The organism is Mesorhizobium sp. P2_D5 (genome assembly GCF_056404355.1).
Genome location: NZ_JBFUEE010000004.1, coordinates 471,903 through 496,680 on the forward strand (window position 1 = coordinate 471,903; position 24,778 = coordinate 496,680).

The 24,778-nt window shown below is 63.1% G+C and carries 23 protein-coding genes and 1 pseudogene; 9 read left to right on the top strand and 15 right to left on the bottom strand.

Annotated features, from left to right (window positions below; genetic code table 11):
• Positions 1-196: 196 nt before the first annotated feature.
• The 7 genes from AC1DYW_RS19955 to cpaB are packed head-to-tail and all read right to left on the bottom strand — an operon-like array spanning position 197 to position 7,477.
• Complete coding sequence (locus tag AC1DYW_RS19955) at positions 197-1,162, bottom strand: type II secretion system F family protein (protein ID WP_095087885.1); 966 nt, start codon at positions 1,160-1,162, stop codon at positions 197-199.
• Between the two features lies 1 nt (position 1,163).
• Positions 1,164-2,129, bottom strand: coding sequence for a type II secretion system F family protein (locus tag AC1DYW_RS19960; protein WP_477227356.1), 966 nt, complete (start codon positions 2,127-2,129; stop codon positions 1,164-1,166).
• A 4-nt stretch (positions 2,130-2,133) separates the two neighbouring features.
• Positions 2,134-3,555, bottom strand: a complete 1,422-nt coding sequence (locus AC1DYW_RS19965) for a CpaF family protein (RefSeq protein WP_477227357.1) — start codon at positions 3,553-3,555, stop codon at positions 2,134-2,136.
• Entirely contained in the window at positions 3,552-4,766 is a 1,215-nt protein-coding gene (locus tag AC1DYW_RS19970; RefSeq protein WP_457151890.1) for a CpaE/TadZ family protein, read from the bottom strand. The genes AC1DYW_RS19965 and AC1DYW_RS19970 overlap by 4 nt, the downstream gene beginning before the upstream one ends.
• A 32-nt stretch (positions 4,767-4,798) precedes the next feature.
• Positions 4,799-5,068 (bottom strand): hypothetical protein, encoded by a 270-nt coding sequence (locus AC1DYW_RS19975; protein WP_477227358.1) that lies wholly within the window; start codon positions 5,066-5,068, stop codon positions 4,799-4,801.
• A 4-nt stretch (positions 5,069-5,072) separates the two neighbouring features.
• On the bottom strand, positions 5,073-6,518 hold the full coding sequence (locus tag AC1DYW_RS19980) for a type II and III secretion system protein family protein (RefSeq protein WP_477227359.1): 1,446 nt from the start codon (positions 6,516-6,518) through the stop codon (positions 5,073-5,075).
• 32 nt (positions 6,519-6,550) lie between these two features.
• Positions 6,551-7,477, bottom strand: coding sequence for a Flp pilus assembly protein CpaB (gene cpaB, locus AC1DYW_RS19985; protein ID WP_245331172.1), 927 nt, complete (start codon positions 7,475-7,477; stop codon positions 6,551-6,553).
• Positions 7,478-7,714: 237 nt separating this feature from the next.
• Here cpaB and parE point away from each other — a divergent pair, with 237 nt between their 5' ends.
• Together parE and AC1DYW_RS19995 are read left to right on the top strand one after the other, a co-directional pair.
• On the top strand, positions 7,715-9,769 hold the full coding sequence (gene parE / locus AC1DYW_RS19990) for a DNA topoisomerase IV subunit B (protein WP_477227360.1): 2,055 nt from the start codon (positions 7,715-7,717) through the stop codon (positions 9,767-9,769).
• Between the two features lie 44 nt (positions 9,770-9,813).
• On the top strand, positions 9,814-11,880 hold the full coding sequence (locus tag AC1DYW_RS19995; protein WP_477227361.1) for an FUSC family protein: 2,067 nt from the start codon (positions 9,814-9,816) through the stop codon (positions 11,878-11,880).
• Here the strand turns inward: AC1DYW_RS19995 and AC1DYW_RS20000 are convergent.
• Complete coding sequence (locus AC1DYW_RS20000) at positions 11,877-12,998, bottom strand: DUF2336 domain-containing protein (RefSeq protein WP_477227362.1); 1,122 nt, start codon at positions 12,996-12,998, stop codon at positions 11,877-11,879. The two genes, AC1DYW_RS19995 and AC1DYW_RS20000, sit on opposite strands and share 4 nt — an antisense overlap.
• 152 nt (positions 12,999-13,150) lie before the next feature.
• On the opposite strand from AC1DYW_RS20000, the gene AC1DYW_RS20005 reads away from it, so the two are divergent.
• Together AC1DYW_RS20005 and AC1DYW_RS20010 are read left to right on the top strand one after the other, a co-directional pair.
• A complete protein-coding gene (locus AC1DYW_RS20005; RefSeq protein ID WP_477227363.1) occupies positions 13,151-13,603 on the top strand; it encodes a MaoC family dehydratase in 453 nt (150 codons plus the stop codon).
• Positions 13,603-14,484 (top strand): HpcH/HpaI aldolase/citrate lyase family protein, encoded by an 882-nt coding sequence (locus tag AC1DYW_RS20010; protein WP_477227364.1) that lies wholly within the window; start codon positions 13,603-13,605, stop codon positions 14,482-14,484. The genes AC1DYW_RS20005 and AC1DYW_RS20010 overlap by 1 nt, the downstream gene beginning before the upstream one ends.
• On the opposite strand, the gene AC1DYW_RS20015 is transcribed toward AC1DYW_RS20010, so the two are convergent.
• Together AC1DYW_RS20015 and AC1DYW_RS20020 are read right to left on the bottom strand one after the other, a co-directional pair.
• Positions 14,481-15,089, bottom strand: a complete 609-nt coding sequence (locus AC1DYW_RS20015; protein ID WP_477227365.1) for a flavin reductase family protein — start codon at positions 15,087-15,089, stop codon at positions 14,481-14,483. The two genes, AC1DYW_RS20010 and AC1DYW_RS20015, sit on opposite strands and share 4 nt — an antisense overlap.
• Before the next feature lies 1 nt (position 15,090).
• On the bottom strand, positions 15,091-15,675 hold the full coding sequence (locus tag AC1DYW_RS20020) for a nitroreductase family protein (RefSeq protein WP_477227366.1): 585 nt from the start codon (positions 15,673-15,675) through the stop codon (positions 15,091-15,093).
• A gap of 158 nt (positions 15,676-15,833) precedes the next feature.
• Between AC1DYW_RS20020 and AC1DYW_RS20025 the strand changes: the two genes are divergently transcribed.
• Entirely contained in the window at positions 15,834-16,799 is a 966-nt protein-coding gene (locus AC1DYW_RS20025) for a hypothetical protein (protein ID WP_457151898.1), read from the top strand.
• A 24-nt stretch (positions 16,800-16,823) separates the two neighbouring features.
• Here the strand turns inward: AC1DYW_RS20025 and AC1DYW_RS20030 are convergent, their stop codons facing one another.
• Both AC1DYW_RS20030 and thrS read right to left on the bottom strand, forming a co-directional pair.
• Complete coding sequence (locus AC1DYW_RS20030; protein ID WP_095087860.1) at positions 16,824-17,762, bottom strand: lysophospholipid acyltransferase family protein; 939 nt, start codon at positions 17,760-17,762, stop codon at positions 16,824-16,826.
• An 84-nt stretch (positions 17,763-17,846) separates the two neighbouring features.
• Positions 17,847-19,823: a threonine--tRNA ligase gene (gene thrS / locus AC1DYW_RS20035; RefSeq protein WP_477227367.1), complete on the bottom strand. Its 1,977-nt coding sequence runs from the start codon at positions 19,821-19,823 to the stop codon at positions 17,847-17,849.
• Positions 19,824-20,072: 249 nt separating this feature from the next.
• Between thrS and AC1DYW_RS20040 the strand changes: the two genes are divergently transcribed.
• Positions 20,073-20,921 (top strand): SAM-dependent methyltransferase, encoded by an 849-nt coding sequence (locus AC1DYW_RS20040; RefSeq protein ID WP_477227368.1) that lies wholly within the window; start codon positions 20,073-20,075, stop codon positions 20,919-20,921.
• Here the strand turns inward: AC1DYW_RS20040 and AC1DYW_RS20045 are convergent.
• Both AC1DYW_RS20045 and yidD read right to left on the bottom strand, forming a co-directional pair.
• Positions 20,896-21,117 (bottom strand): annotated as a pseudogene (locus tag AC1DYW_RS20045) (class D beta-lactamase); the annotation flags it as partial. The gene AC1DYW_RS20040 and the pseudogene AC1DYW_RS20045 overlap by 26 nt on opposite strands.
• 133 nt (positions 21,118-21,250) lie before the next feature.
• On the bottom strand, positions 21,251-21,619 hold the full coding sequence (yidD, locus tag AC1DYW_RS20050; protein WP_477227369.1) for a membrane protein insertion efficiency factor YidD: 369 nt from the start codon (positions 21,617-21,619) through the stop codon (positions 21,251-21,253).
• Between the two features lie 415 nt (positions 21,620-22,034).
• Between yidD and AC1DYW_RS20055 the strand changes: the two genes are divergently transcribed.
• Positions 22,035-22,931 (top strand): LysR substrate-binding domain-containing protein, encoded by an 897-nt coding sequence (locus AC1DYW_RS20055; RefSeq protein WP_477227370.1) that lies wholly within the window; start codon positions 22,035-22,037, stop codon positions 22,929-22,931.
• Between the two features lie 6 nt (positions 22,932-22,937).
• On the opposite strand, the gene AC1DYW_RS20060 is transcribed toward AC1DYW_RS20055, so the two are convergent.
• Positions 22,938-23,384 carry an iron-sulfur cluster assembly scaffold protein gene (locus tag AC1DYW_RS20060; RefSeq protein WP_095087848.1) on the bottom strand — a complete coding sequence of 149 codons (447 nt, stop codon included), beginning with the start codon at positions 23,382-23,384 and terminating at the stop codon, positions 22,938-22,940.
• A gap of 238 nt (positions 23,385-23,622) precedes the next feature.
• On the opposite strand from AC1DYW_RS20060, the gene folE reads away from it, so the two are divergent.
• Positions 23,623-24,258, top strand: coding sequence for a GTP cyclohydrolase I FolE (folE, locus tag AC1DYW_RS20065; protein ID WP_477227371.1), 636 nt, complete (start codon positions 23,623-23,625; stop codon positions 24,256-24,258).
• A 34-nt stretch (positions 24,259-24,292) separates the two neighbouring features.
• On the top strand, positions 24,293-24,754 hold the full coding sequence (gene hisI, locus AC1DYW_RS20070) for a phosphoribosyl-AMP cyclohydrolase (protein ID WP_477227372.1): 462 nt from the start codon (positions 24,293-24,295) through the stop codon (positions 24,752-24,754).
• Positions 24,755-24,778: the final 24 nt, after the last annotated feature.

Here is a 24,778-nt window from a genome sequence, read left to right on the forward strand (position 1 = left end):
CTGCCTCATCGCCCGATTTGCCGGGTCGTTCTTCAGGAAACACATTACAGGAAAGGCGATTAAACTTCGGTGCCGAAACACGCTCAAAATTAAGCTTTGGGCACACCAGCCATTAACCACCCGGTGCAGGCCAGAGGATCTTGACCGGGCCGCGTGCAAGACACGGCTTGGACTGGGCGTTCGAGGGACGCGCTTCCTAGCGCTCCGTCATCATTTTGACGATGATCGGGATGATGGCGATCATCAGCACCACCGGCAGGATGCACACCGTTACCGGCACCGACATCTTGGCCGGCAGGGCGTGCGCCTTTTCCTCGGCCAGCGACATGCGCTTGTGGCGCATTTCATCGGAAAAGACGCGCAGCGCGCCCGACAGGCTGGTGCCGAGTTCCTTCGACTGCTGTAGAAGCGTGGCGAAGGAACGCACCTCGTCCAGGCTGAGGCGGTCGGCAAGCGCCTTCAGCGCATCGTCGAGGCTGCGCCCTGCCCTCAGCTCCAGCGACACAAGCTGCAGGTTCTGGCTGAGCGCGGGATAGGTCTTGGCGAGTTCCTTGGAAACGCGCTCGATGCCGGCCTCCATGCTCATGCCGGCATCCGAGCAGACGATCATCAGGTCCATGAAATCGGGAAAGCCGTTGCGGTATTCGCGCCGCTTTTCCCGCACCTTCTGGCTCAGCACCAGCCCAGGCAGGAAGTAGCCGGCCGCTCCCGAAAGGATCACGAACGTCCACCGGCTGGCCATCGTCGCGTCTGGACTGGCCATCCATTGGTTGAGCACAAAGACACCGATGGCCGTGCCGATCATCGCAATGAACCGGACGAGGAAAAACATGCCGACGGCGCGCGGCTCCATGTAGCCCGCCTGGATGAGCGTCATGCGCAGCCGGGCGACATTTTCCGGATCGCTCTTGGCATAGAATTCCTGCGCCCTCTTCACCGCCTTCTCGCGCACAATGCTGGTATTCTTCTTCGGCACCGGCTCGGGCTTCGCGGCCACCGCACCGTGATCCACCTTGAGCCGGCGCATGACGTCGTTGCGGTCGCCCTTCGCCGCCACCATCGGCCAGGCCACCGCGACGGCGCCCACGGCCAGCAACAGGATGGCTACGGGCATCAACGAGGTCGGCGCAAGCGAGGCGAGGAATTCGATGAAGGCTTGCATGTCAGAACCTGAAATTCGACATCTTGAACATCATCAGATTGCCCAGCATTAGCCAGGCGACAGAGCCGCCAATCAGGTACCAGGTCAGCGGCTCACCCCAGACGTTGCGGTAGAAGGCTGGCATCAGCGCCATGATGGCGGCAAACAGCAGTGCTGGTATCGCCGTCAGAATGTAGGCCGACATGCGGCCTTCGGTCGAAATGGCCCGCACCTTGCGGCGCAGCTTGCCACGCTCGCGGATCGTCAACGCCAGGCCGTCGAGGATCTCGCGCAGATTGCCGCCCGAGCTGCTCTGGATCGAGACGGCGGTGACGAACAGCGGCAGGTCCTCATGGCCGACCCGGTCGAACAGCGAGTTCAAGGCCGAAACCAGGTCCGATCCATAGGTCACCTCGTCGGCGATGACGCCGAATTCACTGCCGATCGGGTCGGGCATCTCGCGCGCCACCATGGCGACCGCCACCGGCACCGGATGGCCGGCCTTCAGGCCGCGCGTGATCAGTTCCAGTGCCTCCGGCAGTTGCGTGCCGAACCGCTTCAGCCGGCGGCCGCGTTTGAAGCGCAGCGTCATCACCGGCAGGATCGGCACAAGCATGACAAACAAGACGAGCCCGAGTAGCGGCGGCAAGCCGTACCACATGGCGGCCAGAGCCGCGGCGAATGCCGCGCCGCAGGTGGTCATCAGGAATTTCGGCAGCGGCATGACCATGCCAGACTGGGTTCGCAAGGCGCGGAACCGTTCCGGCGAGAACAGCGACGTACCCGCGTCAAGGCCGCGCTCCTTGCGCAGTTGCACCAACACCTGCTCCTGGCTGATCGTGTTTTCCTGCAGTTTCATGCGCCGGTTGATGGCGGTGCGCTTGTCGCTGCGGCCGGCATAGAGCAGGTAGCAGGCCTCGGCGATCAGGATGCCGGTAAGTGCCGCCGCGGCATAGACGACATAGATCGCGCTGAGCCCGTCGAACACCTGACTACTCCTGCGGCCGGCCGGGTTCGAAGTATCGCCCGGGGAACTCGATGCCCATGGCGCGCAAATCCTCGAGAAAACGCGGCCGGATGCCGGTCGCCTCATAGTGGCCGAGGATCTTGCCGTCGGCGTCCATGCCGGTGCGCACGAAGCGGAAGATCTCCTGCATCTGGATGACGTCGCCTTCCATACCGGTCACTTCGGCGACGCTGGTCACCTTGCGCTTGCCGTCGGACAGGCGCGTCAGTTGCACGATAAGGTCGAGCGCGCTGGCGATCTGGCTGCGGATGGACTGCACCGTCATTGGCATGCCGGTCATGCCAAGCATCTGCTCGAGGCGCGAAATGGCGTCGCGCGGCGTGTTGGCATGGATGGTCGCCATCGATCCTTCGTGGCCGGTGTTCATCGCCTGCAGCATGTCGAAGGCCTCCTCGCCGCGGCATTCGCCGAGGATGACGCGGTCGGGGCGCATGCGCAGCGCGTTCTTGACCAGATCGCGCTGCTTCAGTTCGCCATGGCCTTCGATGTTGGCGGGACGCGTCTCCATGCGCGCCACATGCGGCTGCTGCAGCTGCAGCTCGGCCGCGTCCTCGATGGTGATCAAACGCTCATCTTCCGGGATGAATGCCGACAGCGCGTTGAGCATGGTCGTCTTGCCGGTGCCGGTGCCGCCCGAAATGATCGTCGTCTTGCGGGCATGCACGGCCGCCGCCAGCACTTCGGCCATGTTCTGCGTGATGGCGCCGAATTCGACCAGCTTGTGCAGGCCGAGCTTGTTCTTGGAGAATTTGCGGATCGACACCAGCGGCCCGTCGACCGCAACCGGGCGGATGGCCGCATTGAAACGCGAGCCGTCCAGCATGCGTGCGTCAACCATCGGCTGTGATTCGTCGACGCGGCGGCCGACCGCGGCAACGATCTTGTTGACGATGCGCAGCAGATGCGCCTCGTCCTTGAACGGAATATGGACCGGCTGCAGCTTGCCCTTCTTTTCGACAAAGCAGTTCTGGTGGCCGTTGATCAGGATGTCGTTGATGTCGGGATCCTTGAGCAACGGCTCCAGCGGACCGAGGCCGACCATCTCGTCGACGATGTCGTCGACCAGCGCGTCAAGCTCGACGGTGTTGATCGCCATCCGCTCTTGCTTGGTCTTTTCCGACACGAAATCAAATACTTGCCGGCGCATCTCATCCTTGGGCAAACGCTCGAGCGCGACAAGGTTGATCTCCTCGAGCAGCAGCCGGTGGATACGCACGCGCGCATCGAGCACCTTGTTGGCATTCTTTGCCGGTGCGGCTTCCGGCTTTGCCGTCAAAGCCTTTCGGTTCGTCGGAATGACGACGGCATGATGCGCGACCGGCACCGGCTCGGCGGCGCGCTGCGGACGCGCATCGCGGTTCTGCAGGGTGGAAAAGCGGCTGGTCATCCGGCCTTCCTCTTAAGCAATCCCCGGCCCATGCCAAACAGCGAGCGCGATTTCGCCCGGGGTTGGACTGCTTCCTCCGGCAGGATGATCTTCTTCAGATCGTTGACGACATTGGCGTTCGGGTCGATCTCGTGCAGCGGCACGCCCCGATCGACCGCCTCGCGCACCAGCCGGTAGTTGTTGGCAATGCCGCCAACGAAATGCTCGCCGAGGATTTCCTGGACGTCCGCCTGCTTGATGCCGTTGTCGAACATCTTCTGCTCGAAACGATTGACGATGACGTTCGGCTTCACTTCCTTGCCGGCGGTCTCGTAGACCGCCTGGATCAGACGCTGTGTGTGGCGCAGGCACGGGACCGTCATTTCGGCGACGATGTAGAGTTTGTTGGAACCGAGCAGCACCGTTTCCGTCCACGGAAACCAGGTGCGCGGCATGTCGATGACGACATTGTCGAAATAGGCCGAAACGAGGTCCAGCATGCGCACCACGACATCGGTCTTGAACGAGCGCATTTCCGCCGGATGCGTCGGCGCCGCCAGCACGCAAAGTCCGCTGGCATGCTTCGACAGCATCACGTCGAGCAGTTGCCGGTCGAGGCGTTCGGGCTGGTTCTCGATCTCGGTGATGTCGAAACGCGGTTCGAGGTCGAGATATTCGGCACAGGCGCCCTGCTGGAAATTGAGGTCGACCACGCAAGTCGACGCGCCGCGCGTCACCGAGTGATGCAACTGGAAGGCGGTCTGCAGTGCCAGCGTCGTGGTGCCGACGCCGCCCGCGGCCGGCATGAAGGTGTAGATTTGCGACTCGGTGTTTTCCTCGCGACCGGGCCCTTGCAGAGCCCGCACCACGGAGCGTACCAGGTCGGCGGTGGTGATCGGCTTGACGAGGAAATCCGCGACCTTGAGCTGTACCAGGATGCGCACCGCGGCGGCATTGAACTCCTGGGTAACGACGACGACCGGCACCTTGTCCTCCAGCCGGCGCATGATCCGCTGCAGCGACTCGACCTCCTCCAGCCTTGCCGCATCCATGTCGACGATGATGGCGCCGAAATCGGCCTCTTGGATCTCGCCGCGCAGCTCCGCGACATTCTTTTCCACTGTCGACAGCTGGATGACCTCGGAGGCGGCGAATGCGGTCCGCGTGTCCTGCACAAAGGTCCTGTCGGTCGATACGAGCAGGATCTTCCTGGTCTTGATGCCGTTTGCCATTCTGTCAGCCTGTCCGGTCGCCGCCTGTTGGATCAGTTGCCTGTCGTGGATTGCGACGCTTTCGCGCCGGCCGCCTGATCGGGAGTGATGGCCACCGCGTCGCCGCGCTGGGCTGGGACGAGAAGTTTTGTGTTCTGGACACCGTATTTCCAGGGATCGACCATCTGCATGACGGTGTCGGCGGCTTGCGCATTGCCAGCGGCCGGCGTCACCCCTTCGGTGCGCACATAGTCGTCGCTGGTGCAGCCGGCGGCGAAGCCGGCCAGCAGCAAGGCGATGCTCGATCTCAAGACCAGACGCATGGTTTCAGTCCTTCGGCAGGTCGAGGAAATGCCCGACCGTGGTAACGGTAGCCGGCTGCGCGACAGTGCCGCCGGCCATCGCCAGCGCGCGATTGGCGTCGGACGTCTTCACTTCGTCGGTGTTGTTGAGAAAGTAGTCGGCGTTGCTGGCCGCCTGCGTACCGTCGGTCGGCACGATGAGTTTCTTCGACGGATCGACCGGCTTGACCAGATAGGGGGTCACGATCATGACCAGGTCGGTCTCGCGCCGCTGATAGGATTTCGACGAAAACAGCGCCCCAAGCACCGGCATTTTGCCAAGGCCGGGAATGCGCGACGTGGTGATGTCGTTTTGCGACTGCAGCAATCCGGCGATCATGAAACTCTGGCCGTTCTTCAGGTCGACCGACGTCCTGGCGCGGCGCACGATGAAGCCGGGCACCGATATGTTGCCGATATTGTAGGAGGCCGACGCGTCGATCGAAGAGACTTCCGGCGCGATGTCCAGGCTGACCAACCCGTCCTTCAGCACCGTCGGCGTGAAATCCAGGCTGACGCCATATTTCTTGTAGCTGACCGAGATCTTGCCGTTGTCCTCGGAGACCGGGATCGGAAATTCGCCGCCGGCGAGAAAGCTTGCCGTTTGGCCGGAACGGGCGATCAGGTTCGGTTCGGCCAACCGGCGGGCCAGGCCGCGCTCTTCCAGCGCCTTGATGGCGATATCGATCGACACACCGTCCGACAGCAAACGGCCGATGATCTCGCCGGTCCCGGCCCCCGGCAAGGCACCCGGATCGATGGTGACGTCGCGCCCGCCGAGGCCGTAGGCGAAATTTGCGCTGTATTTGGCGCCGAGATCCTGACCCGCCTGGCGGTTGATCTCGACAAAGCGGACGTTGAGCTGGACTTGCTGCGACGACGAGATGTTGACCGAGTTGATCACCTCCTCGGCGCCGGAAAAACGCGTCGCGATCTTGTTTGCCTTTTCGGCGGCGACCGCGTCATCGGCCTCGCCCGACAGCACGACACGGCCATTGGCCGAGCCGACCTTGATCCTGGCGTCCGGCACGCTGGCGCGGATGGTGCTGGCCAGTTGGTCGGTGTCGAGCGTCACCTCGATATCGACGGTGCCTACAAGCTGCTTCTTCTCATCGAACAGCGCAATGCCGGTGGTGCCGAGGTTGTTGCCGAGCACGTAGAAGGATTTGTCGGTCAGCGGATTGACGTTGGCGATCTCCGGATCGCCGATGACAATCTGGTAGAAGGCGGCGCTGGTCATGATCGTCTTCGGCTTGCCCTTGGCCACCTTGATCGACGCATTCTTGGTCGTCGACACATAGACGATGTCGTTGTCGGCCCTTGCCGAGGCGCCGAAGGCCAGCATCCCTGCGGCAGCCAGTGAAGCCGCCACAGCCACGGTGCGCAACACGCGCAACCGTCCCATGACCCGATATGCAATCAGCCCGAACATTGTCCCGTCCCTCACCCAGTCCCCACTGGTTTCTATTGCTGGTCCGGCGAAGGAACCTGGTATTCCTCTGCCTTCGTGCCGCGCGTCACGATGACCGTCTTGAATTTCGGTTTCTCCGGCTCTTTCGCCACGGCATTGAACAACGAACTGGCCGCGGCCTGCACGTTGGAGGCGACCGATCCGCCGAACGAAGAGATGGTGGTGACGCCGTTCTTGCCGTCATCGCCTTCGCTGGCGGAGCGGAGCGACAGCGACAGCGAGCCGACGGTGCGGGCAAGTGCCACTTTCTTCGCGCCTTCGGTGGTCACCTCGATGGTCACGGAATTGGCAATCTGCGGCGTGGTCTGGCGCTCGTCGGCGCCCTGCCCGACGCTCAGCACCTTGGCGTCGGAGACGACGATTTCGGAGGTGATGGTCGAACCGGCGGCACCTTGCGCGTTCTTGGCCACCTCCTGGATTTCGCCGGCATCGCGGGTCAGCACGACGTCAACCCGGTCGCCCGGCGTGACGAAGCCGCCGACACCGGCAATCTCGTCGGTTCGGATGGTCACCGCTCGCATTCCGGGCGTCAGCATGTTCGAGAGCGTCGCGCGGCCATTTGGCCCCGACAGCTTGGTGAGCAGCACCGGCTCGTTGACCTCGATCGGCGTCAGCACCACGCGATTGCCGTCGCCAAGCAATCCATCGATGGTCGGGAAGGCACCCTGCGGCAGGGAATCCTGCGGCCAGGGAATTTCGCTGAGCTTCGTGCGGTCGAGCTCCATGCCATAGCGCAACGGAGCATTGGCCACCACGATGGTCTTGAACTCGATCTTGGGTGCAACTGGCGCGGGGATCGACGCCGTCTTCGCTTCGCTATCTGCCCTGGCCTGGCTCTTGACCCAGAAATCCGCGGCAAAGATCGATATCGCGCCAAAAACGGCGGCGATGCCGATCATCGATATGGCCTTGCCCCTCACGCCCGAAACCCCTGATGCCCGCAGTTTCTTGTTTTGTTGGGCTCATGCTAGGCGGCATTGTTAAAGAATCAGGAATCCAACGCGGTGGCATTTGACCTATTTCCGCCGGATTGGTTATCGAATGGTTCTCGGCTAGGACGGGCAATTCCCCGAACGGAACAGGAACCTCGGTCGCTTGGCGCTGAAAAGCGTGCCAGTATCGCGAGGTGATTCGCAGCATTGGACTCTATGGCAGGCATGGACGACAACAACGATCTTTTCGGCAATCTGGACAAGCAGCCGCAACCGGTCCGCACACCGGCGCGCCCGGCGGATCCGCTGGTGCAGGCGACCAGGCGTCCCGCCGCGACCAAGGATGGCAGTGAGGGCTATAGCGCCGCCGACATCGAGGTTCTGGAAGGGCTGGAGCCGGTGCGGCGCCGGCCAGGCATGTATATCGGCGGCACCGACGACAAGGCGATGCACCACCTGTTCGCCGAGGTCATCGACAATTCGATGGACGAGGCGGTTGCCGGCCATGCCACCTTCATCGATGTCGAGCTCTCTGCCGACGGCTATCTCGCCGTTACCGACAACGGCCGCGGCATTCCGGTCGATCCGCATCCGAAATTCAAGAAGCCGGCGCTCGAAGTGATCATGACGACGCTGCATTCGGGCGGCAAGTTCGACTCGAAGGTCTACGAGACATCAGGCGGCCTGCATGGCGTCGGCGTCTCGGTGGTCAACGCGCTGTCGGACCATCTTGAGGTCGAGGTCGCGCGCGGCCGCCAGCTTTATCGCCAGCGCTTTTCGCGCGGCGTCCCGGTAACTGGCCTGGAACAGTTGGGCGAGGTTCACAACCGGCGCGGCACAAAAATCCGCTTCCACCCCGACGAGCAGATTTTCGGCAAGGGCGCTGCGTTCGAGCCGGCGCGGCTCTACCGCATGACGCGGTCGAAAGCCTATCTGTTCGGCGGCGTCGAAATCCGCTGGACCTGCGACCCGTCGCTGATCAAGGAAAAGGACCAGACGCCGGCCAAGGCCGAGTTCCATTTTCCCGGCGGCCTCAAGGATTATCTCAAGGCATCGCTCGGCGACGAATTCCAGGTGACGCGCGAAATCTTCGCCGGCAAGAGCGACAGGCAAGGCGGCCATGGCTCGCTCGAATGGGCGGTGACCTGGTTCGGCGGCGACGGCTTCATCAATTCCTACTGCAACACCATCCCGACCGGCGAAGGCGGCACCCACGAGGCCGGCTTCCGCAACGTGTTGACGCGCGGCCTGCGCGCCTATGCCGATCTCGTCGGCAACAAGCGCGCCTCGATTGTCACCTCGGAAGACGTCATGATCTCGGCGGCGGGCATGCTGTCGGTGTTCATCCGCGAGCCCGAATTCGTTGGCCAGACCAAGGACAGGCTGGCGACGATCGAGGCAATCCGCATTGTCGAGACCGCGATCCGCGATCCGTTCGACCATTGGCTGGCCGACAATCCGCAGGAAGCCTCTAAGCTGCTCGAATGGGTGATCGCGCGCGCCGACGAGCGGGTGCGCCGGCGACAGGAAAAAGAGGTGTCGCGCAAGAGCGCGGTGCGCAAATTGCGGCTGCCGGGCAAGCTCGCCGACTGCACGCAGAATGCCGCGGCCGGCGCCGAACTGTTCATCGTCGAAGGCGACTCGGCCGGCGGCTCGGCCAAGCAGGCACGCGACCGTGCCAGCCAGGCCGTGTTGCCGCTGCGCGGAAAGATCCTCAACGTCGCCAGCGCCGGCAATGACAAGCTTGCCGGCAACCAGCAGATTTCAGACCTGATCCAGGCGCTCGGCTGCGGCACGCGGTCGAAATACCGCGACGAGGATTTGCGCTACGACCGCGTCATCATCATGACCGACGCCGACGTCGACGGCGCCCACATCGCTTCGCTGCTGATCACCTTCTTCTACCAGGAGATGCCGGCGCTGGTGCGGGGCGGCCATCTCTTTCTGGCGGTGCCGCCGCTATACTCGATCCGGCAAGGCGGCAAGGTCGCCTATGCCCGCGACGACGCACACAAGGACGAGCTTCTGCGCACCGAGTTCACCGGGCGCGGCAAGGTCGAACTTGGGCGCTTCAAGGGTCTGGGCGAGATGATGGCCGCGCAGCTCAAGGAAACCACCATGGATCCGAAAAAGCGCACGCTGCTTCGCATCGATGTCATCGACGCCGAGGCCGCGACCAAGGACGCGGTCGACGCGCTGATGGGCACCAAGCCTGAAGCCCGCTTCCGCTTCATCCAGGAACGCGCCGAATTCGCCGAGACGGAAGTGCTGGATATCTAGCCGCCAGCCGGTCCATAACAGGCTCGACTTGCGGAGACCGGCATGTGACCTGGGCGCGGCTGAAAGGCTATTTCGAAACCAGTTTGGCCGGGCTGACGCAACCGACGCGTTCGGACTGGATTTTCTCGCTGCGCACGGTTTCGGCCGGCCTGATCGCGCTTCTGGTCGCCTACGCCCTTGAGCTCGACCACCCGCAGTGGGCCATGATGACGGTGTTCATCGTCGCCCAGCCCGTCGCTGGCATGGTGCTGGCGAAAGGCTTCTACCGGCTGCTCGGCACGCTTGCCGGCGGCATAGCGGCGATCGGCATCACCACGATCTTCGGCACCAGCCCCTGGGTGCTGGTGACGGTGCTTGCCGTCTGGATCGGCATTTGCACCTTCGTCTCGTCGCTGCTGCGCAATCCCGAAGCCTATGGTGCCGCCCTTGCCGGCTACACCGCGATGATCATCGGCCTGCCTGCCTTCGGACAGCCGCACGTCGTCGTCGACCTCGCGGTCGCGCGCTGTGCCGAAATCGTGCTCGGCATTGTCTGCGCCGGCCTGACCAGCCGGCTGATCCTGCCGAAACTGGCCAGCGACGCCATCATCTCGCGGTTGAAACGCTGCATCCTCGATCTTGCCACCTATGCCGGCGGCGCATTCTCCGGCGGCGATCCGGCGATCCTGTCGGGCATGCACCGAAAGCTGGTCGCCGACACCCAGACGCTTGGCGAGATGCGCGCCTACGCCAGGCTCGAAACGGCGAGCTTCGCGCCGCGCGCCCATCCGGTCCGGCGCACTATTGGGCAGCTGCTCTCGGCCCTGTCGGCGGCGCGCGCGCTGCATTCGCACGCCGCCCCGAAGAACGAAGCGCTCATTCCGGTGCGCTCGGAGTTGCAGGCCCTTGTCAGCGAACTGGCCGCCAAACCCGGCGCGCTGGACGACACCGCACCCTGGGTGGCCCGGCTCGACGCGATCTCGGTCAAGGCCCGGCAAATGCCCGATGCCTCGACCGATCAGGGCGACGACAGGGTCGGCACCATCACCCGCCTCACCATCGCCGCCGATTTCGCCGAGGCGCTCAAGCAGGTGCTGCGCGGCCTCGACGCCTTGCGCGCGCCTGTTACCCGTCCTGTCCGGGGCAGCAGGCAACCCGCGCTGGTGGTGCACCGTGACTACGCCGGCGCATCGCGCAATGCGGTGCGCGCTGCTCTTGCCACCTTGCTGGTCACGGCCTTCTGGCTAACGACGAAATGGTCGGAAACCGCAGGCACGGTCATTCTCGTTGCCGTCGTGTCGAGCCTGTTTGCCGCTCGCCCCGACCCCGTGCAAGTGTCCTGGGGCTTCTTCAAGGGAACGCTGCTGGCGCTTCCCTTTGCCTTTCTCGTCGGTCAGGTCGCGTTGCCCGCTTTGCCCGGCTTCGGCTGGTTCATGCTGCTTGTCGTGCCGATCCTGGTGCCGACGGCGCTCGCCATGGCCAATCCGCGCCATGTCGGCGTGGCGACGGCCTTCGCCATCAACTTCCTCGCCTTCCTCAGTCCGCACCAGGCGATGGCCTACGATCCCGCACCGTTCTTCGCAGGTTCGGCGTCGGTCCTGGTCGGCATCCTGCTGGCTATCGGTGTCTTCATCCTCGTGCTGCCCGCCGATCCGTGGCTTGCGGCCAACCGCATCGTGCGCGCCATGCGCGAAGATCTGGCGCGACTTTGCCTACATGAGCGCGTGCCGAGGCGTTCAGCCTTCGAGAGCCTCGCCTATGACCGCATCAACCAGTTGATGCCCCTGGTGCGGAATGCCGGCAGGAAAGGCGATGCGGTTCTGGGCGGCGGCGTCGCCGCCGTCACCGTCGGCTTGGAAGTCCTGCGGCTGCGCGACGCAAGCCAGGGCCATGCCATCCCATCCGAGACCGCGCTTTCGATCGCCAACTTTCTGAGGGGGCTGGCGCGGGAACTGCTCTTCCACGCACCCGGCGATCCGCAAACGTCGACCATCGCCGTCGCCCGGCAATATGCGACGAGCATCGCGCAGCGCAACGCCACCAGCGAGATGCTGCAGATCGCGGCATCGCTGCGCATCATTGCCGCGGCGATGGAAGATTTTCCCGATTTCTTCGCGGGGGATAAAGGCTAGGCCGCGGCGATCGCCAGCGCGTGACCACGCGCATTCTCACGCAGCGCATCGAGATGGATCGACTTGACCAGTGTGGCGAGATCGCTTTGCGCTGACTGTCCGCCCAATTCCTTCAGCATCAGCCAGCTGACCTCCTGAACGCCGGCGACACGCTTGCCGTTGGCCACCTCGCGCCAGATTTTCAGTGCGCGCAGGATGATGGCATGCGTGACGGCGGCAAGGCCGGCGCTGCGAAACAGCGCCTGCAAGGCCACATCGTGCCCGCCGGCCAGCAGCGCCCTCACCCTTTGTTCGGATTGCTGGCTGAGCGCGACCAGCGCCGAGCCGAAGAAATCGACCTTGCCATGCGTGATGGTGCGGATGAGGAAGCTCGCAGTGAGATCGCCGCGCAGCCTGAGATGCTCGATCAGCGCCGGATGTTCTTCCTGGCGCGTGCCTTCGATCAGCGTCACCGAAGCCTTGACGCAGGCGTCGCGCATGACGCGATCGGCTCGCGCCGCGCCCATCAAGGCCATGACCAGCGGCGACGTTTTCAGCATCTCGCCGAGTTTGACGAGCAGCATGTGCCGGCAGTCGGCAGGCAGGCGGGCATCCGATATCAGGGCTTCGCGCACCAGGGGCAGATGGCCGTGGCGTTCGGCCATGCGGCGGAAACTGAGCGAGGCGATGTCGGCGCCGCTGTTGGCGAGCAACACGGCGCAGGCTTCCGCCTCGCCGATCTCGGCGATGGCCGCCGACAGCGCCATCGAGACGAACGGCCGGTCGGCGATCAACTTTTGCGTCACCTTCGGACTGCTGGCCACTCGGTTGATCAGATCGGCGTCGGTAAGCAGCGGCGAACGTGCCAGCACCACGCCGGCGACTTCCGGCTGGTCGCAGGCCAGCGCGCTGATGATCTGCAACGGCGCGTGCTGGCTCATCGACAGCGCTTCGGCCATCGCCAGCCGCACTTTCGACGAAGCGTCGTCAAGCAACAGCGTCAGCGCCGCCTCGGCGGCGCAGCGGTCCTCGAAAGGCAGGTCGGAATTAACGTAGGCCCGAGCCAGCGCATTGGCCGCGGCGGCGCGCTCCGAGACCCTGGCGGTGCAAATCCATCTCAAAAAATGCGAAACAACCATTGCCGCCTGCTTACGCCCCTTGCCAGAACGCTCCTGGCCCCATGCAGACGGTAGGCAGAAAAGGTTTACGAACGGTTCACCATGTTCATTAACTGGCTTGCGAGCCCTGAATGCAGCGCCTATCAACCCCACAGGCAGTAGAGGAGCGGGATATGGCCGGGCTTTATTTGGAAGAGTTCGTCGTCGGCCATGTCTTCCAGCACACGCTGCGCAAGACCGTCACCGAGAGCGACAACATGCTGTTTTCGGTGATGACGCTGAACCCACAGCCGCTGCATATCGACTTCGATTTTGCCGCCAGGAGCGAATGGGGCAAGCCGCTCGTCAACTCGCTGTTCACGCTCGGCCTGATGATCGGCATCTCGGTCAACGACATCACCGTCGGCACCACGGTCGCCAATCTCGGCATGAAGGAAACGTTGTTTCCGCACCCGGTCTTCCATGGCGATACCATCCGTGTCGAAACGACGGTGATTTCGGTGCGCGAATCCAAGTCGAAGCCCGACCGCGGCATCGTTGAATTCGAGCATCGGGCCTACAATCAGAACGGCGATCTCGTCGCCAAATGTACGAGGCAAGCGATGATGCTGAAGAAGGCGGGCTGATGCGTTCGCTGCTGTTCGTCCCCGGTGATTCCGAGCGGAAGCTGGAAAAGGGTTTTGGCGCCGGCGCCGACGTGGTCATCGCCGATCTTGAGGATTCCGTGGCGCCGCACAACAAAGCGCTGGCGCGCGAAATCGCGGCGCGCTTCATCGCCGAACGCAGGGCGCAAACCGGCTCAGTGATCTATGTGCGCGTCAACGATCTGTCGACCGGCATGACGGATGACGATCTGGCTGCTGTTGTTTCGGCCGGGCCCGACGGCATCATGCTGCCAAAATCGAACAGCGGCCTGGATGTGCAGCATCTCTCGGCAAAGCTCAGGGTTCACGAGGCCGAAAGTGGCCTTGCCGACGGCGCGATCAAAATCCTTCCGATCATTACCGAAACCCCGGCAGGCGTGCTGGCGGCGGCCACCTATGCCGGGACAAGCGCACGGCTTGCCGGTCTCACCTGGGGCGCCGAGGATCTGTCGGCGGCGATCGGCGCGCGCACGGCCCGCGACGAGCGCGGCGGCTACACCGACGTGTTCCGCCTGGCCCGCACCATGACCATCCTTGCCGCGGGTGCGGCGGAGGTTGCGGCGATCGACACCGTCTTCCCGAATTTTCGGGACATGGCGGCCTTCGAAGCGGAATGCGCCGAGGCCGAACGCGACGGCTTCACCGGCAAGATGGCGATCCATCCCGACCAGGTGCCCGTCATAAACGCCGCTTTCACGCCTTCGGCCGAGGTCGTGAGACAATCGGCGGCAATCGTCGCGGCTTTCGCGGCTGCGGGAAATCCCGGCGTCGTCGGCATCGACGGCAAGATGGTCGACCGCCCGCATCTGCGACTGGCCGAAAGGCTTCTGGCGCGGGCCAAGGCGGCCGGGATTTCAGCCTAGTCCTTGTTCCAGCGCGGCCGACGCATCGGAAACACCTCGTTGACGCTGGCATAGTCCATGTAGCCGAGACGAGCGACATTGCCGGCCCTGGTGATATCGAACAGGCCATCCGTCAGGAAGGCATCGTCGATGTACACGCCGACCACTTCGCCGGCGACGACGACAGCGCTCGTCGCCGATCCGTCCAGCGCCTTTGGGCGAAAGACTTCCGTCACCCGGCATTCGAGCGCGGCCGGTGCTGCCGCCACGCGCGGCGGCGCGACGAGGCGTGACGGCGCCATGGCAAGCTCTGCATAGGCGAACTCATTGACGCCGCGCGGCGCGTCGACGGACGTGCGGTTCATCTTCTCGGCGAGATCGCGGCTGACCAGATTGGCGACAAACTCGCCGGTTTCCTGGGCGAAGGTGGCGCTGTCCTTTTCACCTTCGGAGGAAAACCAGACGATGAAGGGCCGCGTCGAAACGGCATTGAAGAACGAGTATGGCGCGAGATTGATCTCGCCGGCCCCGTTCAGCGTCGATATCCAGCCGATCGGACGCGGCGCCACGATCGCCTTGGAAGGATCGTGCGGCAGCCCGTGGCCCTTTGAAGGTTCGTAGAACATTTCAGCCCGCCCACGGCCCCGAATAATCGGCATAGAGCTTCGCCGGATCGGGCCGGGGCCGCTCCGGCGCCGGGCCGGAATAGGAGCCGATATGGACGAAGCCAATGACACGCTCCTGCGGCGCCAGCCCCAGCAGCGCCCTACCCTCGGGCACATCCGAATACCAGTTGCTGATCATATTGGTACCATAGCCCAAAGCATTGGCTGACATCATCAGGTTCATCGCCGCCATGCCGCCCGACAGGAACATCTCCCATTGCGGGATCTTTGGATTCTCCCTGGGGATCGACACCACGCCGATTACCAAAGGCGCACGCGAGAACCGCGCCAGTTCCTGGTTGCGGCGGCCTTCCGGCAACGGCCCCTCCCGCTGCTCGGCAAGTGCTGCCAGTTGCCTGCCGATCTCGACGCGGGCGTCACCGCGATAGAGGATGAAGCGCCAGGGTTCCAGCCTGCCATGGTCGGGTACCCGCGAGGCAGCAGTGATCATCGTCGCGATCTCCGCATCGCTCGGCGCCGGCTCCTTCAAATCGGGGATCGGTGCAGAGTTTCGGGTCAGCAGGAAGTCGATGATCGGCGACGCCATGGGCGCAAGTCTCCTAAAACATTCTGTTTTGAGCTGGAGCGCACCATCGGGAATTCGGGCGGCTCGGGCAATAGCGCGGGGCGCGCCGGACGGAAGAGTCGTATCGGTTGGACTCTTAAGCCTTGAAATTGCCACCGCCATGGGTTTCAACGCAAGGCATGTTTGAGGGGACACTGCGTCTTTTCCTGGTCTGGTTGGTCGCCTTGCTGTTCATGGCGCCGGTTTCGCTCGCCATGGCACAGACCGCGGATGGCGTTAGCAATCTCAAGCTTCCCGGAATTTCGAGCTACGCGACGCCGAAAGGCGAGAGGTCGCTGGCGCTCGGCAGCGGCGGCGCCATTACCCTGTCCGCCCAGTTGACAGACAAGGGCGCCGACATCACCCGCGGCATCGTCTGGCGCGTCTTCAAGCCCGAGGCCGTCAACGGCAAATTGCCGATGGTCGCCTCCGCGCATGGCGGCACGGCCGTCTTCCAGCTCGAACCCGGCAGTTACCTGGTTCATGCCTCCTATGGCCGGGCCGGCGCCACCAAACGCATCACCGTTGTCGGCAAGGACGCCAAGCGCGAAAGCCTCGTGCTCGACGCCGGCGGCCTCAAGCTCGACGCGGTTCTGTCCGGTGGGGTGCGCATTCCACCGAAGAACCTGCGCTTCTCGATCTACGAAGGCACCGCCGCGCCGAATGGCGAGCGCGCGCTGATCATACCCGATGTCGAACCCAACAGTGTCGTGCGGCTCAACGCCGGCACCTACCATGTCGTCTCGACCTATGGCGCGGTCAACGCGGTCATCCGTTCCGACATCCGCGTCGAGGCCGGCAAACTGACCGAAGCCACCGTCGAGCATCATGCCGCCGAGATCACGATGAAGCTGGTGCGCGAAACCGGTGGCGAGGCGATCGCCGACACGTCCTGGTCGCTGCTCAACGAATCCGGCGATCCGATCAAGGAATCCGTCGGAGCCTTCGCCTCTATGGTGCTCGCCGAGGGCGACTACACCATCATCGCCAAGAACCGCGACCGCATCTACCAGAAGGATTTTACCGTCGTTGCCGGACAGAACCAGGAAATCGAGGTTCTAGCCACCGAAGCTGCGGCGATTGATCCTGAAGAAGGTGCTGATTAACCTTCCCCCGCGGGCTTGCCGACTTCAGGCCGCCAGCTTGGTCCGTGCCGGCAGGAACGGAAGCCGGCGACGCGCCACGATTGGCGCCAGGTCGAACACGCCGCGATAAAGGCGGTCGAGCAATGCCTTGCGGTCGCGCAGTGGCTCCAGCTCGCTCCAGCTCAGCACATCACCGACGCGCACCTCGATCGCCTTGCCGGACAATCGCGCGAATTCGCGGATGAGCAGCGAGGTGCGCAGCGTCAGCGACGCCTTGCCGACAAATTTCGCCAGGCGGCCATCGCTCTCGGCCATGTTCATCGGGCCGCTGACCAGATGGAACAGCCGGCCGTTCTGCCCGGAAAAATGCATGGGAATCACAGACGCCTTGGCGTCCTGGACGAGACGGGCCGGAAACATCTTCCACGGCAGGTCGCGCGCCCGGCCAAAGCCCTTCGGCGCGGTGGCGACGCCGCCGGCCGGAAACACCACGATGGTGACGCCCTCTTTCAAAAGCCGCACCGCCTCGTGGCGCACGGCCATGTTGTTCTTCAGCGCGTCCTTGGTCTCTGAAAAGTCGATCGGCAGCGAATAGGGCTCCATCTCGCGGATCTTGAGCAGATCCTTGTGGATCATCACCCGGAACGGCCGCCCCAGCTGCTCTGCCAGCGACAGCACGGCGATGCCGTCGCCGATGCCGAACGGATGGTTGGCGACGATCACCAGCGGTGTATCCGGCAATTGCGCCGGCGGCCATTGATCCGCTGTCCGCACCCGGACGTCGATCAGGTCGAGCATGCGGCTGAAAACGCGCTCGCCGGTCGGCACGACCTGGCGGCGCCAGAAATCATAAAGCGCGGTGTAGCGGTCGCGGCCCGACAGGCCTTCGACCGAATGAATGAACCAGCGCGTCAGCGCCGGCTGGCGCGGATTGGCATAGGAAAGCTCGGGAAAGGACCGTTCGCGCAATTTCAGCTTGAGCATAAGGGCTCGTTACAAGGTTGGCGTGACAGGGATATGAAAATGGCGGTGGATCGCTCCACCGCCATGTCGTCCGGACCATGCAGATCAGGCAGCGCGCTTGCGCCTGCGGTCCGGCGTGATCGCTTCTTCGGTCAATTGCGCGATCGCCTGGGCAAGGCCGAGCGATTCCTGGTCGCGCGAGCCCAACCGGCGCATGTTGACCGTCTGCTCCTCCGCCTCGCGCTTGCCGCAGACGAGGATCACCGGAACCTTGGCCAGCGAGTGTTCGCGGACCTTGTAGTTGATCTTCTCGTTGCGCAGATCCGCTTCCGCCAACAATCCGGCGGCCTTGAGCTTTGCCACCACCTCGGTCGCATAATGGTCGGCGTCCGACGTGATCGTCGCCACCACCACCTGCAGCGGCGCGAACCACAGCGGGAAATGACCGGAATAGTTCTCGATCAGGATGCCGAGAAACCGCTCCATCGAACCGCAGATGGCGCGATGCACCATGACAGGTTGCTTCTTCTCCGAATCCGAGCCGATGTAGAAGGCGCCAAAACGCTCCGGCAGGTTGAAGTCGACCTGCGTCGTGCCGCACTGCCATTCGCGGCCGATGGCATCCTTAAGCACATACTCGAATTTCGGCCCGTAGAAGGCGCCCTCGCCCGGGTTGATCGAGGTCTTGATGCGATTGCCGGACTGCGTCCTGATCGTCTCCAGCACGCTGCCCATGATCGCCTCGGCGTGGTCCCACGCCTCGTCGGTGCCGACGCGCTTGTCGGGCCGCGTCGACAGCTTGACGCTGATCTCGTCGAAACCGAAATCGGCATAGGTCGACAGGATCAGATCGTTGATGCGCAGGCACTCCGACGCCAGCTGTTCCTCGGTGCAGAAGATATGCGCATCGTCCTGCGTGAAGCCGCGCACGCGCATCAGCCCATGCAGCGCGCCGGATGGCTCGTAGCGATGCACATTGCCGAATTCCGCAAGTTTTACGGGCAGATCGCGATAAGACTTCAACCCATGCTTGAAAATCTGCACATGGCCCGGACAGTTCATCGGCTTCAGTGCGAAGACGCGGTCGTCGTCGGTATCGTCACCGGCAACCGTGACCTTGAACATGGCGTCGCGGTACCAGCCCCAGTGGCCAGAGGTCTCCCACAGGCTCTTGTCGAGCACCTGCGGCGCGTTGACCTCCTGATAGCCCTGTTCGTCGAGCCGGCGCCGCATGTAGTTGACCAGGTTCTGGAACATCTTCCAGCCCTTGGCGTGCCAGAAGACGACGCCCGGCCCCTCTTCCTGGAAATGGAACAGGTCCATCTCGCGGCCGAGTTTCCGGTGGTCGCGCTTCTCCGCCTCCTCCAGCATCGTCTGGTAGGCCTCGAGCTGCGCCTGGTCGGCCCAGGCCGTGCCGTAGATGCGCGTCAGCATCGGGTTGTTGCTGTCTCCGCGCCAATAGGCGCCGGCCACCTTCATCAGCTTGAAGGCATTGCCGATCTGCCCCGTCGAGGCCATGTGCGGCCCACGGCAGAGGTCGAACCAATCGCCTTGCGCATAGATCTTGAGATCCTGGTCCTCGGGAATGGCGTCGATCAGTTCCAGCTTGTAGCGCTCGCCCTTGTCGGCAAACACTTTTTTCGCCTTGTCGCGCGACCAGACTTCCTTGGTGAACGGCTTGTTGCGCGCAATGATCTCGCGCATCTTCTTCTCGATCACCGGGAAATCGTCGGGCGTGAAAGGCTCGTTGCGGGCGAAATCATAATAGAAGCCGTTCTCGATCACCGGGCCGATGGTCACCTGCGTCCCCGGCCACAATTCCTGCACGGCTTCCGCCAGCACATGTGCGGTGTCATGGCGGATGAGCTCCAGTGCGCGCGGATCGTCGCGGGTGACGATCTCGACCTTGCCGGACTTGCCCAGCGGATCACTGAGGTCGCGCACGACGCCGTCGATACTGTAGGCGACCGCCTTCTTGGCCAGCGATTTCGAGATCGATTCGGCAAGCCCGGCACCGGTCATCGCCGCGTCGTATTCGCGGACGGAGCCATCAGGAAATGTCAGGGAAACGGAATTCAGCATGGGGTTCTCCTATCCAGTCCCGCAAACGAGCGCGGGTGGTCAACTGCAAGTCGTTCAGAGTGTGCAACGCTTTGGGCGACATGCATGGGGGTAAAGCCGGATGCGTCCGGCGGCGGGCGGGTTTTAGAGGCAGCGCCGCGCCAGGTAAAGAGCGCTGATTGACCTGGCCGTCAGGAAATGTCGCCAGAGATGTCGAAGGCCGGTCGTCAAGGCTTGCGAACATCGCCGGCATGGCTTGGAATCCCCGACATGGAAGACGCATCCCCCAGCCGAACCGCCCTGCGCGTCGCACGCTTGAGGGCTCTCCATCAGGTTTCACCAGAGGCGGCGCTGTTTCGCGACCCATACGCGATTGCGATTCTCGGTGAAGGTGCTCCCGTCGAGCAACAGCTTGCGCAAGAGGATGCCCACAGCCAGCGTATACGCCTGTTCGTGGTGGCGCGCGCCCGCATTGCCGAGGATTGGCTGGCGGCGGCGGTGCGTCGTGGCATCCGCCAGCTCGTCGTGCTCGGTGCCGGCCTCGACACGTTTTCGCTGCGCAATCCGTACCCGGATCTCTTGGTGTTCGAGGTCGATCATCCGGCAACCCAAGCCTGGAAACGCAGGTGCATCGCCGATGCCGGTCTTGCCGAACCGCCCACCACCACATTCGTGCCGGTCAATTTCGAGCGGCAGCGTCTGTCCGAGGAACTGGCATTGGCCGGCTTGAAGTCGACCGAGCCAAGCTTCTTCATTTGGCTGGGGGTCGTGCCATACCTGACGAAAGGCGCGATCTTCAGCACGCTGTCCTACATCGCCACCACCCCGGGTTCGGAGGTGGTGTTCGACTACAGCGAACCGTATGAGAATCGCGATGCGGCCGGACAGGCCGCCCTGGCTTTCTACGCGGCACGCGTCGCTTCTGTCGGCGAGCCGTGGATCAGCTTTTTCGTCCCTGGCGAACTGACGAAGTCACTCCTCGACCTTGGATTCGATGAAATCGAAGATCTCGAAAGCAGCGATATCGCCGCCCGTTTTTCCAGGGCACCAAGGCGAGCGCCAACCAACTCCGGCGGCCACATCATCCGCGCGCGCCGATCGGCGACAGCGGCCCCCTGAACGTCGAAGCCGGGCTGAACCTCTGGTCGCACACACCATCATGGTGAAGCGTCTTGCCGCTCGCGGCGTCGAGGATCAGCGTACACTGCACATCCCCAAGCGGCGCCGATTGCGCGCGCAACGGAAATCCCAGCAGCCAGGCGAGCAGGAACAGGATCGCGGCAAAGATGAAGGGAAGACGGTCGATATTACGCATTTGATGCTCTCCAGAAGGGGGTCCGAAAGCGGCTTAGCGAGGTCTCTTGTCTCGATTTTGTCTCAAATGCGCAGTGTTTGTGCAGCTTCGCGTTAACCCTACCGGATCGTAAACAGAAACCTTGGCAGCTCCATCAGCCCTGCGCCTGGCCGCGCTTATTGCCGATCCGCCAATACCGCCACGGCGTGAACCAGACGTAGCGATCCGCCAGCACCTCCGGCACAAGGTCGATGCCATGCGTCCCGAAGGGCCCACAGCGCAGCACCCGGAAAAATCCCATCCAGCCGCCGGCCCACAGGCCATGGCGGGCGATCGCCTCATGCGCATATTCGGAACAGGTCGGCAGGTGCCGGCAGGAATTGCCGACGAAGCCCGACAGCGTCAGCTGGTACAGGCGCACGAGCGACGTTCCCAAGACCCGGCCGGGCGTCTTGCGCCACGGACCGGGCCAGTTGCGACCGCGCTTTGGCGCTCCGGCAATATGCCCATGCTGGTGCCCCACCGCAGTCTCCGCTCCAGAGCATGGTCCCGAAAGTGGGAACCGGTTTCCTCGGACAAACGGAAACCGTTTGTCCAGGGACCATGCTCAATACAATCGTGTTTCCCACGCGATAGATGTGGGCTTCGGCTGGAGAACGCAATCCCTTCTGCCCACTCGCCATGCCATCAGGGTCGGGAACGGCGAAACGGCTGCCGGCCGGCCGAAGGCGCCCACCGATCAGGACTGACCGGCTCCTCGCAGCGCTTTGCATGCCGTCTGTCGTCACGCCATTGAAACGTTACGATCCGCATGACATCGCCGAAGATGCTCAGGATCTGGATCATGACCGTGTCTCCTTTGACACGGATTAGACCGCCGCTGGCCTTCGCCTTCAAACGAGTATAATTTCCACTTCGGATAATCTAAGGTTATGCGAATGAAGCGCGGACGCCTGCCGCTGACGGCACTGAGGAGCTTCGAGGCGGCGGGCCGGCATCTGAGCTTCAGCAAGGCCGCCGAGGAGCTTTTCGTCTCGCAGGCGGCGATCAGCCGGCAGATAAGAGAACTAGAGGTTCTGATCGGCAGGCCGTTGTTCGAGCGGCTTCATCGCAGGGTTGATCTGACGGAAACAGGGCAAACTCTCCTAACTCAGTTAACCACCAGCTTTGACGACATCGATCGCCAGCTATCACAGGTCCTCAGCAAGCCGGCCCAGAGCCCGTTGCGGGTCAGCGTCGAACCGTCCTTTGCTGGCGAATTTCTTATACAGCGACTGAATTCGTTTCAGCAGCTCCACCCGGAGATCGACATTTCAGTCGACGCGGACTCTCGGCTCATAGAGTTTCGCGGACACGAAGCAGAAATCGCGATTCGATACGGAGCCAATGCCCGGTCTTGGCCGCGCACACAAGCGCGGCATCTGGTCGACGTTTTGGTCACCCCGGTCCTGGCAAAGGAGTTGCTCTCGTCGGGAGTCCCTCTGACATCGCCGGCCGACCTGCGGCACTATACCTTGCTCCATGACTACAATCGCGATGGCTGGGCGACATGGTTTCAGGCATTGGGCCTTCCAGATCTCGCCCAGCAGAGAGGACCACTTTATACCGACGCAGCGCTTGCCATGCAGGCCGCGAAACTCGGGCACGGCGTCGCTTTGGGCGACCGCATCCTGAACGGCGCCGACCTTCGGGCCGGTCTCTTGGTTCGTCCATTTGAGATGGAAATCCCTTATGGCGCGTATTGGCTTGTCGCGCCTGATTTCCAGCGCCTCAGCCGACAGGCGGAGATATTTGCGGACTGGCTTGTCGAAGAGCTCCGCGGGACCGAGGGATAGCGAAATCTAGGCCGCTTCTTCGGCGCGCTTCTTCTCGATCTGGCCGATCGCGTCGACCACGGCGTCGAAGGTCAGCATGGTCGAGGCATGCCGCGCCTTGTAGTCGCGCACCGGTTCGAGATATTTCAGGTCCGCAAAGCGGCCGTCAGGCGGGGCGCCATTTTCCTTCAGCATCTTCAGCATAGTGTCGCGCACCGCACGCAATTCCTCGGCACTCGCGCCGACGACATGCTGCGCCATGATCGAGGATGACGCCTGCCCCAGCGCGCAGGCCTTCACGTCGTGGGCGAAGTCGGTGACGACGCCGTCCTCCATCGTGAGGTCGACGGTGACTGTCGAGCCGCACAGCTTGGAATGCGCCTTTGCGGTCGCGTCAGGATGGTCGAGGCGGCCGATGCGGGCGATGTTTCCGGCAAAACCGAGAATTTTCGCATTGTAGACATCGTTGATCATTATTTTCCAATCCGTCGCCGCCAAGCGAACAGCGATTGCCGCTGTCGTGTCTTCCTTTCGTGCGTCATGACCTTATATAATGCTGGCAGTCCGGTATCGACAAGACAACGAAAGCCAGTGTCCTTGCCGGGAAGTTCACGCCACTTACGGGCTGGAAACCGGGCAAGTTTCCGACACCGAAAGGTCGTGGTCCGTTCAACTCGTTCCTCCACCGAGAGGGACTACGGGAGACGCCTTTATGGATGCCGTCATCAAGAAGCTCATGCCCCAGTCAGCCTATATGGAAAAGCCGGTCACCGACCGGCCGAGCGAAGCCGAAGTCGAGGCCGCCGTGCACACGCTTTTGCGCTGGACCGGCGACAATCCGGACCGCGAAGGGCTGGTCGACACGCCGAAGCGGGTGGCCAAGGCCTTCCGCGAAATGTTCGGCGGCTACGACATGTGCCCGTCGGAAGAGCTCGGTCGCACCTTCGAAGAGGTCGCCGGCTATGACGACCTGGTCATCGTCAAGGATATCCAGTTCCACTCGCATTGCGAACACCACATGGTGCCGATCATCGGCAAGGCGCATGTCGGCTACCTGCCGGACGGCAAGGTCGTCGGCCTGTCCAAGATCGCGCGTGTGGTCGATATCTTTGCCCATCGCCTGCAGACCCAGGAGGCGCTGACGGCGCAGATCGCCGGCGTCATCCAGGATGTGCTCAATCCGCGCGGCGTCGCCGTCATGATCGAGGCCGAGCACATGTGCATGGCCATGCGCGGCATCCGCAAGCAGGGCTCAACCACCCTCACCTCGACCTTCACCGGCGTCTTCAAGGACACGCCCGAAGAGCAGGTTCGTTTCGTCACAATGGTGCGCGGTGGCGGGGTGTAAACCCCTAGCCAATATCGCTAGATAAGGACCGGCGATGTCGGCACTGGAATTTCCGAAAGCTCCCTCGGACAAGAAAGCGTTGGAGGAAGGCTCGGTGTTTTCACCGCGCTTCGACGCAACCGGTCTCGTCACGGTGGTCGTCACCGACGCCGAAGACGGCATGCTGCTGATGGTTGCGCACATGAATGCGCAAGCACTGGCGCTAACGCTGGAGACAGGCATCGCCCACTACTGGTCGCGTTCGCGCAACGCGCTGTGGAAGAAGGGCGAAACGTCAGGCAATTTTCAGCATGTCGTCGAGATGCGCACCGATTGCGATCAGGATGCATTGTGGCTGCGCGTCAAAGTGTTGGGCCACGACGCAACCTGTCACACCGGCCGACGTTCATGCTTTTACCGGACGGTGGGGCTGGTCGACGGCAAGGGGACGCTTGTTGACGACGGCAGCAAGCCGCTGTTCGATGCGGAAAACACGTATCGGAAACCATCAGCTTGAACCTTCTGCCCGATCCAAGTCACA

What these genes read in the sequence shown, in the direction of transcription:
- parE (WP_477227360.1), top strand. Translation starts at nt 7,715, where the DNA reads ATGGACGACAACAACGATCTTTTCGGCAATCTGGACAAGCAGCCGCAA.
- AC1DYW_RS20005 (WP_477227363.1), top strand. Translation starts at nt 13,151, where the DNA reads ATGGCCGGGCTTTATTTGGAAGAGTTCGTCGTCGGCCATGTCTTCCAG.
- AC1DYW_RS19975 (WP_477227358.1), bottom strand. Translation starts at nt 5,068, where the DNA reads ATGCGTCTGGTCTTGAGATCGAGCATCGCCTTGCTGCTGGCCGGCTTC.
- AC1DYW_RS20020 (WP_477227366.1), bottom strand. Translation starts at nt 15,675, where the DNA reads ATGGCGTCGCCGATCATCGACTTCCTGCTGACCCGAAACTCTGCACCG.
- AC1DYW_RS19955 (WP_095087885.1), bottom strand. Translation starts at nt 1,162, where the DNA reads ATGCAAGCCTTCATCGAATTCCTCGCCTCGCTTGCGCCGACCTCGTTG.
- AC1DYW_RS19970 (WP_457151890.1), bottom strand. Translation starts at nt 4,766, where the DNA reads ATGGCAAACGGCATCAAGACCAGGAAGATCCTGCTCGTATCGACCGAC.
- AC1DYW_RS19980 (WP_477227359.1), bottom strand. Translation starts at nt 6,518, where the DNA reads ATGTTCGGGCTGATTGCATATCGGGTCATGGGACGGTTGCGCGTGTTG.
- AC1DYW_RS19965 (WP_477227357.1), bottom strand. Translation starts at nt 3,555, where the DNA reads ATGACCAGCCGCTTTTCCACCCTGCAGAACCGCGATGCGCGTCCGCAG.
- AC1DYW_RS20010 (WP_477227364.1), top strand. Translation starts at nt 13,603, where the DNA reads ATGCGTTCGCTGCTGTTCGTCCCCGGTGATTCCGAGCGGAAGCTGGAA.
- folE (WP_477227371.1), top strand. Translation starts at nt 23,623, where the DNA reads ATGGATGCCGTCATCAAGAAGCTCATGCCCCAGTCAGCCTATATGGAA.
- thrS (WP_477227367.1), bottom strand. Translation starts at nt 19,823, where the DNA reads ATGCTGAATTCCGTTTCCCTGACATTTCCTGATGGCTCCGTCCGCGAA.
- AC1DYW_RS20040 (WP_477227368.1), top strand. Translation starts at nt 20,073, where the DNA reads ATGGAAGACGCATCCCCCAGCCGAACCGCCCTGCGCGTCGCACGCTTG.
- AC1DYW_RS20060 (WP_095087848.1), bottom strand. Translation starts at nt 23,384, where the DNA reads ATGATCAACGATGTCTACAATGCGAAAATTCTCGGTTTTGCCGGAAAC.
- AC1DYW_RS20015 (WP_477227365.1), bottom strand. Translation starts at nt 15,089, where the DNA reads ATGTTCTACGAACCTTCAAAGGGCCACGGGCTGCCGCACGATCCTTCC.
- AC1DYW_RS20055 (WP_477227370.1), top strand. Translation starts at nt 22,035, where the DNA reads ATGAAGCGCGGACGCCTGCCGCTGACGGCACTGAGGAGCTTCGAGGCG.
- hisI (WP_477227372.1), top strand. Translation starts at nt 24,293, where the DNA reads ATGTCGGCACTGGAATTTCCGAAAGCTCCCTCGGACAAGAAAGCGTTG.
- AC1DYW_RS20000 (WP_477227362.1), bottom strand. Translation starts at nt 12,998, where the DNA reads ATGGTTGTTTCGCATTTTTTGAGATGGATTTGCACCGCCAGGGTCTCG.
- AC1DYW_RS20030 (WP_095087860.1), bottom strand. Translation starts at nt 17,762, where the DNA reads ATGCTCAAGCTGAAATTGCGCGAACGGTCCTTTCCCGAGCTTTCCTAT.
- AC1DYW_RS20025 (WP_457151898.1), top strand. Translation starts at nt 15,834, where the DNA reads ATGTTTGAGGGGACACTGCGTCTTTTCCTGGTCTGGTTGGTCGCCTTG.